At 42.7% G+C, this 15014-nt stretch carries 11 protein-coding genes and 2 pseudogenes; 3 read left to right on the forward strand and 10 right to left on the reverse strand.

Going from position 1 to position 15014, the window contains the following annotated elements; all coding sequences use genetic code 11:
* Positions 1 to 106: 106 nt before the first annotated feature.
* Together PseudUWO310_RS21420 and PseudUWO310_RS21425 are read left to right on the forward strand one after the other, a co-directional pair.
* Positions 107 to 292, forward strand: a complete 186-nt coding sequence (locus tag PseudUWO310_RS21420) for a hypothetical protein (protein WP_223805794.1) — start codon at positions 107 to 109, stop codon at positions 290 to 292.
* Positions 293 to 437: 145 nt separating this feature from the next.
* Positions 438 to 653, forward strand: a pseudogene (locus PseudUWO310_RS21425) (NAD(P)-binding protein); the annotation flags it as partial.
* Positions 654 to 684: 31 nt separating this feature from the next.
* On the opposite strand, the gene PseudUWO310_RS21430 reads toward PseudUWO310_RS21425, so the two are convergent.
* The 10 genes and pseudogenes from PseudUWO310_RS21430 to PseudUWO310_RS21475 form a co-directional block, all read right to left on the reverse strand.
* Positions 685 to 1980 (reverse strand): HlyD family secretion protein, encoded by a 1296-nt coding sequence (locus tag PseudUWO310_RS21430; RefSeq protein WP_223805795.1) that lies wholly within the window; start codon positions 1978 to 1980, stop codon positions 685 to 687.
* 31 nt (positions 1981 to 2011) lie between these two features.
* The gene (locus tag PseudUWO310_RS21435) at positions 2012 to 3178 is read right to left on the reverse strand and encodes an ABC transporter permease (protein WP_223805796.1); all 1167 of its coding nucleotides are present in this window, start codon (positions 3176 to 3178) and stop codon (positions 2012 to 2014) included.
* Positions 3179 to 3189: 11 nt separating this feature from the next.
* On the reverse strand, positions 3190 to 4296 hold the full coding sequence (locus PseudUWO310_RS21440; protein ID WP_190316116.1) for an ABC transporter permease: 1107 nt from the start codon (positions 4294 to 4296) through the stop codon (positions 3190 to 3192).
* Positions 4293 to 6275, reverse strand: coding sequence for an ATP-binding cassette domain-containing protein (locus PseudUWO310_RS21445; RefSeq protein WP_143190397.1), 1983 nt, complete (start codon positions 6273 to 6275; stop codon positions 4293 to 4295). Before PseudUWO310_RS21445 ends, PseudUWO310_RS21440 begins: the two co-directional genes overlap by 4 nt.
* A gap of 169 nt (positions 6276 to 6444) precedes the next feature.
* Positions 6445 to 6660: pseudogene (locus PseudUWO310_RS21450) on the reverse strand (NAD(P)-binding protein); the annotation flags it as partial.
* A gap of 126 nt (positions 6661 to 6786) precedes the next feature.
* Complete coding sequence (locus PseudUWO310_RS21455; RefSeq protein WP_317845608.1) at positions 6787 to 7476, reverse strand: ABC transporter ATP-binding protein; 690 nt, start codon at positions 7474 to 7476, stop codon at positions 6787 to 6789.
* Between the two features lie 53 nt (positions 7477 to 7529).
* On the reverse strand, positions 7530 to 8828 hold the full coding sequence (locus PseudUWO310_RS21460; protein WP_143190404.1) for an ABC transporter permease: 1299 nt from the start codon (positions 8826 to 8828) through the stop codon (positions 7530 to 7532).
* A gap of 13 nt (positions 8829 to 8841) precedes the next feature.
* A complete protein-coding gene (locus PseudUWO310_RS21465; protein ID WP_143190398.1) occupies positions 8842 to 10185 on the reverse strand; it encodes an efflux RND transporter periplasmic adaptor subunit in 1344 nt (447 codons plus the stop codon).
* 812 nt (positions 10186 to 10997) lie between these two features.
* Entirely contained in the window at positions 10998 to 12548 is a 1551-nt protein-coding gene (locus PseudUWO310_RS21470) for an AAA family ATPase (protein WP_143190405.1), read from the reverse strand.
* 458 nt (positions 12549 to 13006) lie between these two features.
* Positions 13007 to 13249: an acyl carrier protein gene (locus PseudUWO310_RS21475; protein WP_143190399.1), complete on the reverse strand. Its 243-nt coding sequence runs from the start codon at positions 13247 to 13249 to the stop codon at positions 13007 to 13009.
* Between the two features lie 435 nt (positions 13250 to 13684).
* Here PseudUWO310_RS21475 and tuf point away from each other — a divergent pair, with 435 nt between their 5' ends.
* Positions 13685 to 14908 (forward strand): elongation factor Tu, encoded by a 1224-nt coding sequence (gene tuf, locus PseudUWO310_RS21480; protein ID WP_143190400.1) that lies wholly within the window; start codon positions 13685 to 13687, stop codon positions 14906 to 14908.
* Positions 14909 to 15014: the final 106 nt, after the last annotated feature.

The raw sequence follows: 15014 nt of genomic DNA on the forward strand, positions 1-15014 counted from the left end.
GATATCAAACTTCGGTTATGGTTCAATTTATTGAACTTATAGCTTTTGTATTTACATATGGATTGAACCACAGAAATAAATGTGAAACTGCTTCTATACATTGCTTTTGTTTCCCGACAAGTCTAATTATGAAACTATTCTCGAAGGAGAAGATGCGATTCCATCTTTGCAACGTCAATGTCCAACAGTAACTTACACAAAACTCGGCTGTGTCAATGACGACCCTGATTTTATGACAATCTTAGCAGCACAAATCCACAAATTGAAGCAATGCTTGCTGTTCTTTCTGTAACTACTTTAGCAATAACCGTTATCTTAAATGCGCTCTCCATCCAATAACTGTAATGACTGAAGAAGCAATTAATTGTGCAGATCGTCGCCTAATTAATTCGTAGTTGAAATTTCTAAAGCCCTCAAAAACAACGGAAATCTTTAATATGGAACCAGATTATCTAATTCTCGGCAGTGGTTTATCAGCATTGACCTTTGGGGCTTTGATGGCAAACTCTGGTAAGACTGTGCAGATTCTCGAGGCCCATGAGCATCCTGGTGGTTATGGACATACGTTTACGATGGCGAAGAAATATACCTTTAACGCGCAATTTCACTATGTCTGGGATTGTGGTGAAGGTCAAACCGTCAATCGGGTACTCCATCAATGGGAATCTCAAGCTTTTTTATCGATTACTTCAACTCGATTTCAGCATCAACGGGCATACCGACTTTAGCGAATCCTTTGGAATCATCGATCGCTAGTTTTACACCAAACACCTGCTGTGTCCGATCGCGTTTGAAATAGACATTTTCGGGAGTAAAAGAGGCTTTAGCATCGATCGCCGTTACTGTGGCTTTGAGCGGATTTTGGCGATCGAGATCGGCATCGAGGAATATTAACGCTGATTGACCGATGCGGATTTTGCCGATATCACCTTCAGGAATGAATCCGCGCATATAGACAGACTTGAGATCGACAATCCGTAGGAGCGGACGAGTTGGTAGTACGACCGTACCGAGTTCGATACTGCGAACTGTAACTACGCCGTTAATGGGACTGTTGACGGTGAGGTTATTCAATCGACTTTGGATCAATTGGCGATTGGCTTCGGCGGTTTTGACATCGGCTTGAGCAACAGCCAAGAGACTGCGAGCTTGGTCAGATTGAGCTTGGAGTCTGGCGACTTGAGTGGATTGGCGATCGGGATTGAGCGTAGTGGTTTGGGCTTGTTGCAATTTGCCCCTTGCGATGCCAACGGATTGACGGGCAGCTTCCACAGCTTTTTCACGACTATTCACCGCCGCTAAAGCCGTGTTGTAGGCAGTTTTGGCGAGATCATAGCGTTGGGCAGTTTCTGCACCTTCTTTCGCCAGTTGAGCATAGCGATCGCGATCGACTCTAGTTTGCTCTAATAGCGCTTTTGCCTCTTCCACCCTTGCTTGTTCTTGAGCAACAAAGGCTTCGGCAGTGGAAATCAATCCCTTAGCTTCGGCGATTTTACCTTGGCTATCACCTTCAGCTTGGATCACTCCCAAATTGGCATCGGCGAGTTGATTTTCGACAACAGAAATCTGTAATTCAGATTCAAGTACTCGTTTTTGGGCGGCAACTACCTGCGAGGAAGCAGCTTGAAGTTCAGCACGAATTTCGGCATCATCAAGGCGGACTAATATCTGTCCTTTGGTGACATTATCGCCTTCTCTGACGGTGACTTCTTCTACTCTCCCAGAGGATTTAGTGCTGACATCGGTTTCATAACCTTCGATCCGTCCACTAAAAGCGATCGCATTTTGTGGTTGAGGACGGAAAATATACCAAGTGACAGCACCAATAATAGCGATCGCCCCTAAACTTAAGACAATTCCTAGCCATTTATGTGATTTTGGTGATGGACTATCTTCGGGCAAGGGTTGCTGCATGATGGTGTTATTTTTCTCAATCGCAGGATCATTAGTTGATAATGGGGTCAAATTAAGTTCTGTCATGGGATTATTCCTCCTTCAAATTGGGAAATGTTTAGGTAAGTTGCTTACGATATTGACTAGCACTGACAAATAGAATCGCGGCGGCAAAGGCGAGTAAGGCGATCGCATTTCCCCAGACAACTTCTAGCCCCACACCTTTGAGCAGGATGCCGCGCACAATTACCAGATAGTGATAGAGGGGATTGAACTCCGCCACATAGCGAAAGAACAGAGGCATACTGTTGATTGCGGTCAATGCACCCGACAGAAGAATCAGAGGAATATTCAGAAAGAAGCCAATCAGAATCGTTTGTAATTTGTTTTTGGAGAGGGTGGAAATGGTCAGCCCAATGCCCACACCGATTTGGATGTAGAGCATGGAAACTAGTAGGAATAGCAGAAAATTACCGCGAAAGGGAATTTGAAATACAAAATGACTGGTGGCAAAACAGACGAGCAATGTACCTGTTAATAAAATGGAAATTGGCAAGATCTTAGAAATTAAGATGGAAGTGGAGGCAACAGGAGTCATGAGTAGCTGCTCCAATGTACCTTGATCCTTTTCGCGGACTGCCTCTACAGCAGCAGCTAGAGTACAACTGAGGGTCATAATCGTGCCAATTACTCCAGGCACAAAGAACCAACTATCAACCAATCCAGAATTGTAACGGAAGGTCATTTGCGGTTGACTTAGTTGGACAGGATCGATTAAGGCGATCGCTTGCTGATCCAGCAGGAGATTGGCATTAAAGTTAGCAACGATTTGGGCAATATATCCTTTGGCTAAACCTGACGCATAGGCATTAATTCCATCGATGACGACTTGGACTTCCGCACTTCCCGTTTGCAATAGATCGCGGCTGAAGTTGGGCGGGATTACCAGTCCCGCATCAGCTTTGCCTTGTCCAACTTGCTGGGATAGTTGGGATTGACTATCGGTGTGATAGGTTGGCAAAAATACGCGATTGGCAGTAAATGCATCGGTTAACTCGCGGCTGATGGTGACTTTGTTTTGATCGAGGATACTCAGCTTTAAATTGGCAACATCAGAGTTGAGGACATAACCGAATATGATCATTGTAATAATCGGCGCGATCGTTAGAAATCCTACTAACTGGCGATTGCGAAGTAGTTCCGTCGTTTCCTTAATCAGTAAAGCCCTGAGACGACGATCCCATAAATGCGCCCATAACCGATCTAATCCAAAAATAAACATCATAGAGAACTCCTTCAATCGGATAATTGCATTCGGCGCATTCCTAACCAAGCCAAACCAAACTCCGCGATCGCTAATAGCGCCATGGCGAGGAGTAAATGCCATGTGCCAGCCCAGCCAGAACCACGGACAAAGGCATCGCGACAAAGCTCGATATAGTAGCGGGCAGGGACGGCATAGGACACAATCGAGAAGGGGAATGGCACAGTATTCAGAGGGAATAGGAATCCCGCCAAGAGAAAAGCTGTCAAAACCTTGATCGTGCCAATGCCCTGCACAGCAGCACTTTGGGTTGAGGTAAAAATAGCGATCGCTAAACCTAACTGCACACCTGCCATCAAAAATATGGGTGTTCCGATAATCAGAGGGATAGGATCGCCAGCAAAGCCCACGCCAAAGAGAATATAGCCGCTGAGGATCAGAATAATCGCTTCACCAAGCCCTACCAACACATAGGCAAGGGTTTTGCCCAATAGTAATTCGGCGGCTCCAAGGCTCGTGGCATAGAGTTGCAGAATTGTGCCTTGTTCCTTTTCACGGACGAGAGCGATCGCAATTAACAAGGGCGGAAATAATGCCAGAATTACGCCGTAGGCTCCAGGGACTATAAAGAGGGATTCTTGTCGGCCGGGGTTAAACCAGAGGCGCACCTGTGCGACGACACCGAGTGCCTTGGACTCCAAACCCATTACTGCTTGCAGCCAAGACTGACTGACACCCGCAATACTAAGTTTAATAACCCTTGCATTCACCACATCACTACCATCAACCACCACTTGCAGATTCGTACCACGCCCTGAAATGGCATCATTGGCAAATCCTTGGGGGATCGTAATTTGAGCTATCGCCGTGCCGCGATCGAGTCCATCGGGAAAAGAAGGACTGTGAAATGGTGCGGCAATAAACTGATTAGTGGCATATAGGTGCTCGATAAAGCCACGACTGAGCGAGGTTTGATCGAAGTCCTGAATTGCAAGGGGAATATTTTTAGCTTCTAAACGGATGGCATAGCCGATGATCAGCAAGGCGGCGAAGGGCAGAATAAAAGCGAGGGCAACTCCTAGGCGATCGCGCCGAAATTGTTCTAACTCCTTAAAACATTGACTCATTACTCGATTCATGGCGATGCTCCTCCTGCCCTTTGCACTTCACCAATAAAGGCATCTTCTAAGGAAAAAGGAATGATCTGCATATCGTGAATCTCCAGATTTGCCGATTGCATCAGCGATCGCAATTGCAGAATTTCGCGATCGGGTTCGTCTAAAACCACATGGAGGCGATCGCCAAAAATGGATATGCGCCAAGGCTCAAACTGGGTGCGTAATAGCTCATAACTGTCTTGTACCTGTGTGACAGCAATCTCAAATAATTGCCCGACTTGCGCCGCCTTAATCTCACTTGCCGAACCTTCCGCAACCTTCTGTCCCGAAACCATGAAACACATGCGATTGCATTGTTCGGCTTCATTCATATAGTGGGTCGTCACTAATATTGCTGTACCATTGCGGGCGAAGTCATTAATCAATTGCCAGAACTGCTTTCTCGCTAATACATCCACACCAGAAGTCGGTTCATCCAAAAACAAAATTTCTGGTTCATGCATCACCGATGCTCCAAAGGCAACTCGCTGTTTCCAGCCTCCAGGCAAACTGCCCGTCATCAGTTTTTCCTGTCCTTCCAATCCACAAATCTCCAATACCCAAGCAATTTTCTGCCGTTGTTGTCTTGGTGGAATTCCATAAACGCCGCTATAAAATTCGAGATTTTCGATAATCGTCAAATCATCATAGAGCGTAAATTTTTGACTCATATAGCCAATACGTTGGCGCAAGTCAGCACTGCGTAAATTGCCCTTCTCTCCACCCAAGGAAATCTCACCAGAGCTAATCGGCAATAAACCACAGAGCATTTTGATCGCTGTTGTTTTCCCTGCTCCATTAGCTCCGAGTAGTCCATAGACCTCACCATAGCGAATCTCTAAATTGAGATTTTGCACAGCGCGAAAGTTGCCAAAGGTGCGATTAAGCTGCCTTGCATGGATGGCGATCGCCGCATCAGCAGGATTGGTGATCTGCTCAACCTGTCGCTGTCGTGGAAAGACCACAAACTTAGGAATTGCGCCCTGACTGCGAATCAAATTCACAAATACATTTTCTAAGGTTGGTTCTGATTGGCGAATGGTGGGATCAGGAATTTGTGCCGCAGCAAAAAGCGATCGCACTTCTGCTTCTCCCATCTCTGGTTCACGCACTAACACATCAATGCGATCGCCTAAAACCTGAACATCGACAATTTGGCTACTAGTATTGCCACCATAGGCTTCCACCACATCCAATAGTAAGCGATCGGCTTTCGCTAATTCCGATGTATAAATCTCTAGACGGTGAAGTTTGAGAGCATCCTTTAACTGCTTAGGAGTTCCCATCTGTTTGATCTGACCGTCGTATAACAAAGCAATGCGATCGCAGCGTTCGGCTTCATCCAAATCAGGTGTCGCCACGATAATGGTGATCCCCTGCGCGGTCAACCCTGCCAAAATATCCCAAAACTCCCGCCTTGCAACGGTATCAACACCCGTAGTTGGCTCATCCAGCAGCAATACTTTCGGTTCCGAAATCAACGCACAACAAAGGGCTAACTTCTGTTTCATGCCACCAGATAGCTTTCCCGCAAGGCGATCGCCAAAGCGATCGAGTTGCATCAGTTTCAGATATTTCTGACGTTGTTGCTGAAATCGGCGATCGCTAACTTGGCGAAGACTGGCACTATAGCGCAGATTTTCATCGACACTCAAATCTAAATAAAGTGAAAATTGCTGAGTTAAGTAACCAATTGCATTGCGGACTTTGCGAGGAGTTTGACCAAGGATCTGAACTTTGCCTGCGGTAGCTTCCATTACGCCACCGAGAATATGAAAGATCGTCGTTTTACCTGCTCCATCAGGTCCAATTAAACCAAATAATTCGCCACGATTGATATCTAGATCAATGCCTCGAACGGCAGCAGTTTTGCCATAATGCTTGTACAGTCCCTGTATGTGGATCGGAGGGAATTCCTGTGACAAAGCGATCGAGTTACTCTGGGTATAGATAGACACCATAAGTAAAACTCTACAAATTTATGCGATTATCATACTCCGCAGAAATTTTACCTGAGCTTTTTTAGGATTTTCTTGACTTTACTTTACATGATTTGAATGCATGTCCTTAGCCGCACAGTAGCCATAGTCCGCAATGGCAAAGCTACGACAACGGGATGCACGACAAAGGTAACACAGAGGTATGGGTACTCCGAGAGTGTACAGTCTGTTCTACGTGAAATTGGGCATTAAACTTATATTTTTTTGCCATCGTAAATGTATGCCCAAATCCACCAGCATGTTTATGAGCTTCAAGGATTTGGGCAGTTTTTCCTGAGTGTGCTATCAAAGCGCCAAATGTTAATGCTGATAAACCACTACCAACTATTAAGTAATCAGTTTTCATATGGAGTATTACCAATCATAAAAGCTTTCAACAATTTTTTCATTTGCGAATCCTCATCTATAGCAGTGTAAGTTTTGCTTGGGATATAAAACCCAAAAGATGAGTGGCGGCGCGAAGCGCCGCCACTCATCTTTTGGGTTTTGCTGTCTCCACAATTACACCATCCTGCATATTAATAATTCGTTTAGTCTGCGCTGCAACCGATGCATCATGGGTAACAAGCGCAATTGTTGTTCCCTGTTGATTTAGTTCTGTTAGCAACTTCATAATTTCGCGAGAAGTCTTGGAATCTAATGCTCCTGTTGGCTCATCAGCCAAGACTAGGGCAGGATGATTCACTAGCGCCCTTGCGATCGCAACTCGTTGTTGTTGCCCTCCCGACAGTTGGCTAGGACGATTAGTTAAGCGATCGCCAAGCCCAATCCTCTCTAGTGCTTCAGTCGCAGATTTCACTCGTTCCGAGCGCGATACTTCCGCATAAATCATCGGTAACATAACATTTTCGAGCGCAGTTAATTTTGGTAAGAGATTGAATTGTTGAAACACAAAGCCAATATACTGATTGCGAATATCCGCCAGTTCATCGTCATCCATCGTAGTTAAATCCCGACCATCTAATGTGTATAACCCACTGGTAGGACGATCTAGACAGCCAATAATATTCATCAGGGTTGATTTCCCCGAACCTGAAGCACCCATAATCGCAACGTACTCACCATCAGCGATCGCTAAATCAATTTCCTTCAGCACAGGAACATCCATTTCACCTAAGTGGTAGGTCTTTGTCAGTCCCTCAATCAAGATCATGGTTGTCATGTTTATTCTCGTTATTAAATTGTTAAGAGAGGTGCGAAGCACCTCTCTTAACTTTATTCACTGTGTAAAGCGGCGATCGGATCTAATTTGGCGGCGTTACGGGCGGGAATTCCACCAGCTAAGATACCAACAATAAAAGAAAGTCCAAATCCTGCACCCACAGACCACAGAGGCACAATGAATGGATATTTGAAAATACTTGCTGCACCAAAGGCTAAGCCCACGCCTAGGGCAACACCGATCGCACCGCCAATGGTAGAAATCACAATTGATTCGGTCAAAAACTGGCTCAAAATATCCGTACTAGTTGCGCCTACAGCTTTACGAATGCCGATTTCTCGCGTGCGTTCCATTACCGAAACTAGCATGATATTGGCAATGCCAATGCCACCGACAACTAGCGAAATTCCTGCGATCGCGCCGATCATGATCGTAAATGAACCAATTACATTTGCAAAAGTATTGATAATATCGACTTGATTGGTAATCCGAAAATCATCGGGTAAACCAAGATGGATACCATGCCGTAAACGCAGAATGTTCGTCACCTGAAACTGTGCTGAGTTAAGTTGATCGGCATCATTCGCTTCTAACCAAAAGCCATTAATGGCGATGCCATTCAAAGCATTATTGCCCACAATTTGCGCCGACATATTCGTTAAGGGAATATAAATCAAATCGTCTAAATCCTGTCCACCTGCCGATCCCTTCGATTCCGCAATACCTACGATGGTGTAGCGTTTGCCTCGAATCCTGATATCAGCCCCGATCGCTGTCTCATTTGCCGTAAACAATTCATTACGCACGGTCGAGCCCAGAAAAGCCACAGGTCTACCAGCATCTAAATCCCCTTGATTAAAAAAGAGCCCTAATTGAGGATGAATATTTTTCATGACTGGGTAGGTCAAATCTGTGCCTAAGAGAGTTGTAGAGATGTTGGTATCGCCTCGAACTATCTGAATTCCTCCTCTTTGCAAGAAGGCTGACACCGATTTTGCCGCAGGTACTTGGGTAGCGATCGCCTTGGCATCTTCCCAAATTAATGTACTTGCCGAACCTGAACCTTGACTAATTCCACCTGTTCTCGCTGCTCCTGCCGATACCAGCATTACATTAGTTCCCAAAGCTTCGATTTGTAGCTCCGTTGATCTCTGGATACCCTGACCCACTGAGGTAATTGTAATCACTGAAGAGATGCCAATAATCACCCCTAACATAGTTAACAAGGTGCGTAGTTTATTGCTCCACAGAGTTTCGATGGACATAATCAAAACTTCGCTCAGCGAGAGTCTACGCTTTCTAGGACTGCGCGATCGCACTGGTGATGCATCAAACTCTTTAATAGGAATCATTTTAGGACTCATACTATTGAGGAGCGCCCCTAGGCGTGGAAACCTTACGGGTTCCTGTGGGGAAGCTCAGCAAGACTTTCTCAGTTCCTTTTAATCCAGACTTGACCTCAGTTTTATCGTTTACCGTTGTACCAACTGTAATGGGTACAAAAGCTGAACCACCTTTATCATTGGCGACAAATACTCCCTGAACACCATTTTGTTCAACGATCGCTCCTGTGGGAACCACTAATACATTCAACAACTCTCCAGCTTTAAACCGCACGTTTACATTCATTCCCGATCGCAATAAACCTTCAGGATCGGGAACCGATGTTTTTACCTGAAAGCTGGTCACATTTTGAGTCACATCGGACTGAGTCGCAATTTGGGTCACCTTCCCTGTAAAGGCTTTACCCGAATAGGCATCCACTTGAATTGTCGCCTCTATCCCTAACCGAATTTGAGAAATATTTGCTTCAGCTACCTGAGCAACGATCTCATTTGTTGATGCAAGTGACAAAATAGAAGATGAAGTTGCCGAAGTAACCGCACTACCTGAAGTCGTTGGCGTGACAAAGGCTCCAGGATCAGCAAATTTACGCCCAATAGTGCCATTAAAGGGCGCTCGCAGTACCATATCATCCATACTATCTTGGATAACTTGTAATGAACCTTGAGCGGTCATCACTTGAGCGCGAGCCTGATCGATGTCTTCCTGTTGCGCTCCCGCTTGCGAAAGATCGAGTGCTTCAAGGTCTTGCTTAACCTGTGCTTGGGCGCGATCGCGAGTAGTTAGCGCTGTATCAAATACCTGTTTAGAAATAGCTCCTTCCCGATTTAGCGATTGATTGCGCCGTAAATCATTTTCAGCTAAGCGAAGAGCAAATTGAGAATCCTGTAATTTCGCATTCGCCTGAGCAGTGGCCTGTTGACGATTACCACCAATTACCTTTTGCAGATTAGCTTCTGCCGCCGCCAGATTCCCCTGAGACTGAAGTAATTGTCCTTGAAGATTTGTGTCATCCATATAAGCAAGGATCTGTCCAGCTTTAACAACGTCACCTTCTTTGACAAGCAATTGCTTCAGAATTCCTGATGTTTTGGGGCTCACATTTACCGATTGTTTTGGTTGCACGGTTCCATTTGCTGAAACCAAAATTGTGAGATTACTTCGCTCAACGGCAGCCGTTTGAATTTTATTCTTTGCCTGCTGTTGGGGGACTATTACTAGTTGGTTATACGCAAAATATCCAACTCCCATCATGGGAATCAATATAAATAACCCTAATAGCCAAGGCTTTGTTTTTGACTTTAGCTTAGTAGTCTCCTGCTGTTTTAAGGTAGCAGCTTGGGGTAATACTTCTAATTTTTGCATGGAGCTATGGGTTACTAATTTAGTATTTTTTGGCTCGATTAAATGAAAATATGAATAATTGATATTTAAATGGGTTTTGTACTTAATAAAGTAGTTTACTGTAAAAAACAAGTACAACTCGATATCTAAATCGATGATTAATTCAAGATTTTAACTGCAATATAAATTCAAATAGAATCTATTCTAGAGATAACTACAACATGTCATAAGTATGCATAAAATGATGTATATATAAATGTTTGAGTTGTATAATCAGTATGAAAATGTATTAGAAATTAATAGATCAATTAGTTGCTAAGTATCTAGGTGAAATTAAATGTAAAATTCCAAAAGCTTGGCATACACTTTAGGTATGCTAAGCTTTTGAATCTAGTTTTTAATTATGCCTAGCTACTTACTTGTCAATATATTGACATATTTACACTTTTTGTATTGACATAAAATAAGCATTTCAGTACCAATCTGTCATTGGTTAACCAGTACCGAAAATCAAGATAATTACTCTTTGAAAACGAGATTAATCGCCACTTTTATAAAGCGATATATGCAGATAGTCAAGGTTTGCAGACAGCATTTATGGATTCTAAATCAATGAATACTTACACTTTGTATCTTATTCAAGCAATTCATGTAAATCATTCATGAAATAACATAGACTGCTGTCACAATAACTCAATAACAATTTAGAAGCATAAGCGACGGTAATAACAGTGATGCAGATTTTAATTTGGGGTAGCTCAACTGGAACCAGCATTGCCATGAATTATTTGGTAGATGAACTCAACAAATATGTACCTCAGCCTAATAATTATCTATCCCCGAATGACGATAATTTCCCGACCTGCGGGACTGATGACATTTTCGGTAGTGGTGCGATCGCTTAACGGCGGCAAACCCTTACGGCGATCAAAGATCACCAACCATCCTGTATCTAAACTCAATCCTGATAAATATTTATCCAACTGCTTTAGTCCTTCCTTGAGTGGATCTGGCTTCTTGTCTCGCCATACCTTCAACTCCATTCCCAAAATCACTGTGCCATAGCGCAAACAAATATCCATTCTCCCCGAACCGATCGCATATTCTCTTTCCAGCGTCCCAGCACCATTCACAACTCGGTGTAGAAATGCCATCATCACCAGATGCGGCGCAATCTCTGGATAGTTAGCGCTCTTAAATAATGGCTCACCATGTTGTTGCCAGAAAACTAGAAAAGCATTAAGTAGGACTTCAGCATTGAGACTTCCATCAACATTCAGCCAGCTAGGTTGAATCATCGGCAGACTATCCTGCACTCCTTGAGATAAAACTCTGGGAATAACTTCTTGATAAATCGGATTCGCAATCTTCAAACCCCCTTCCTGACTCCTCACCACTAAACCTAAGTCCAACAAGTAACGCCGATCATCATCGGTCGTGTCTCCTAACTCTAATCCAGATAAAATGGGTTGAATTATGGCTCTTACCCTATCTTCCCTCAGTCTCTCGGCAAGACTATCCAGATGCGTATCCTGTCTCTTAATCAGTATTTCCTTAGCTTGATTCACCAAATCAGGAGTAATCGGAATTGCAGGATCTTTCGTAATATATTCAACTATTTCTTTAGCGATCGCATTGACTAACCAAGGCTGTCCCTGCGTCAAGTGAAAGGCTAAATCAACTGCTTCAGGAGTAAATACTTGCCCCGTCGCATCTGTATGTTGCTGGTAAAGCTTTCTCACATCCTCAAGTGTAAAGTTGCTCAAGGTAAAGGAGCGAACTTTAATATTAAAAGGACTGGAGGTATTCAAGCGATCGCTTCCTCCTGACGCATACTTATAATCCCGCACATCACGCATCCCCACCAGTGCTAATGACTGCGGAAATCCCTGTGGACGATTGGGAAAGCCTGAGCGAATCTGGCGCAGCACAGAAACCAAAGTCTTATCACTGAGGGCATCAATCTCGTCTAAAAATACCACTAAAGGGAGGAATGACTTTCTAGACCAAGTACTCAAAAACGAGCCAATCTGACGACCAGCTTCTCCCGTAGTCCAAGCTGGTGGCTGCAACTCAGGAGGCAAGCGAAATTGTGCCGAGTCTTTCCACTCATCTAAAATTGCTTTTTCCGCTAAATCAGGCTCATCCGAAAAAACTGCTCCCACCTCTAAGGAAAGCATCACCGCCGTATATTGCCCACTAGCCGTTAACTCTTGGGCAAGTGCCAGCATTGCTGTAGTCTTACCCACCTGCCTTGGCGCATGAATGACAAAGTAATTTTCTTGAGCAATTAATTGTTTGATTTCAGGCAAGCGCTCTGTAGCTGACAACATGTAGTGAATGTCAGGCTTACAGGGACCAGCAGTATTAAACCATTTGGGCATGACGACAACTAAACTAACGGACAGAGATACCCCTTCAATATATCGCAACGCGCCAAGCAAAATCCTCAAACCTAGAATTTACGTTGGCAGCAATGAGTATTTATACTTATTCGTATAAATTTAATAGCAAATAAGTAACTATTATTTGCTCTAAGATATTTCTATGTCAATTTAGAGCTTATGGATAGTTTTAGATTGAAAATTTCTACAACAAAGATGAATTCTTGGTTCTGACACGAACATAGAGTTCTTCGCTCATATGGGTAAGTAGGTGAAGTTAGTTAAAAAGGGCAACTGAGTCCCTTATATTTAGTAAATGAATTTTCTGAGTAAAATCAAACTTCATCTGATTCCCTACATGAGCGTTTTCGCTCAACCACCATTCCATTCATCCTTTGCAGTTTGAAGACTTCGTTGTTTCGTAATTATTAGTTGCACATCGCGTTTCTAAAGTAATTTTATTCAGATTTATTTGCGTTGCATTTTCGATCCAGATAATGAAATATATCATTTATCGTTTGGAGTGTTTTAGCTTCATCGTCTGAGATCACAATATCAAAATTAGTTTCCAACTCCATAATTAACTCAACTGAATCTAAGCTATCTAAACCAAGATCAGTTATTAAATTTTTTCCATAATCTTCTTCTGAGAATTTTCTATTTAGTTTTTCTTCTAGAATTATTAGAACTTTATTTCGCATATTTATTTTAATAAAATCATTATTTTATTCGTTTTGATTTATTTTAATTTGCATAACAGTGGAAAGTCAAATATCCTATAGTTAATCACATAATAAAAAGCTTGGCTCTATAGGTGGGGAGGCCAACCATGATAAATGGCTTAATGCTTTTAATGACGAGTGTTTCAGCTATCAAAGACCTCCGAGACTAAAACTATTGCACATCAAGCATTTCAGCCATTTAAGCTAAAGTACCTCCCCGAAACACCTATTGAGCCAAAAGCTTAAGATAGTTTCCTATCAAAATTTTTATGTAAAATACTTGCTGTCTTTACTGAGTAATAATCTCAGTTGATTTTTCCTATGTATGATTTTTTATCCTATACTTATGCATTGTGGTGTATTGATAAACTTTTTATTTCATTTTATTGGTTAGATAAATAACTGAGAAAAAAAATGGATATATTTAAAAGAGGAAAGCCTCATTTGAATGTAGGAACCATTGGTCATGTCGATCATGGTAAAACAACCCTAACTGCTGCTATTACTTATGTTCTCTCTAAGCAAGGTTATGCCAAGGCGACAGGTTATGATGAAATTGATAAAGCTCAAGAAGAAAGAGAAAGGGGCATTACAATTAACATTGCCCATGTCGAATATGCAACAGCAAAAAGGCATTACTCTCATATCGATTGCCCTGGTCATGCAGACTATGTAAAAAATATGATTACTGGTGCGGCGCAACTGGATGGTGCGATTCTTGTTGTATCTGCTACTGATGGACCAATGCCTCAAACCCGTGAGCATATTTTGCTTTCTCGTCAAGTTGGCGTGCCATATATCATTGTTTATTTGAATAAATGCGATCAAGTGGATGATGAGGATATGTTTGACCTTGTTGAAGATGAAATTAGATCTTTACTAACTCAATATGGATTTAACGGAGCAAATACAGTAATCATCCGTGGATCGGCTTTGATGTCTTTGAATGGTGAGGATAATGACAAAGGTTATGGTGTATCTTCTGTAGAGAGATTAATGGATGCGCTTGATTCGGTAATCTCTGATCCTATTAGAAACATTGGTTCTCTATTTTTGATGCCAGTCGAGGATGTAATGTCTATTACTGGTCGTGGAACCATTGTAACTGGAAGAATTGAATCTGGTGTTATCAAAATCGGTGACGAAGTTGAAATAGTTGGACTAAGAGATGGTGTCTTAAAAACAACTATTACTGGTATTGAGATGTTTAGAAAGCAACTCGAACGTGGTGAGGCTGGTGATAACGCTGGTTTGTTACTACGTGGAACAAAAAAAGAAGAGGTTGAGCGTGGAATGGTTCTTGCTAAATCAGGAAGTATTAAGGCTCACACCAAGTTCAAAGCTGCAATTTATGTTTTAAAATCTGAAGAAGGCGGTAGAAAAACTCCTTTCCATTCCAAATATAAACCTCAATTCTATTTTAGAACTACGGATGTAACTGGTGAGATGGTTGAATTGAGTGATGGAGAGGGTAGAGAAGTGCTTGAGATGGTTATGCCTGGAGATAATATAAATGCGACTGTTCATTTAGGCAAAGGTGTTGCTATGACTACTGGCTTGCGTTTTGCTATTCGCGAAGGTGGCAGAACAATTGGTTCTGGAGCAGTTATTGAAGTTATTAGACTTTATCGGAAATAAACAAAAGAAGTTGCTAAAATAGGTGCATTTCAGAAAATTGCAAGTTAGAAAATGCTGTCATACGCCAAACTAAAAAATAAACCTCGGATTCTACAAAGTTTGACAG

The sequence above is a fragment of the Pseudanabaena sp. UWO310 genome, assembly GCF_006861605.1.
GTDB lineage: Bacteria > Cyanobacteriota > Cyanobacteriia > Pseudanabaenales > Pseudanabaenaceae > Pseudanabaena.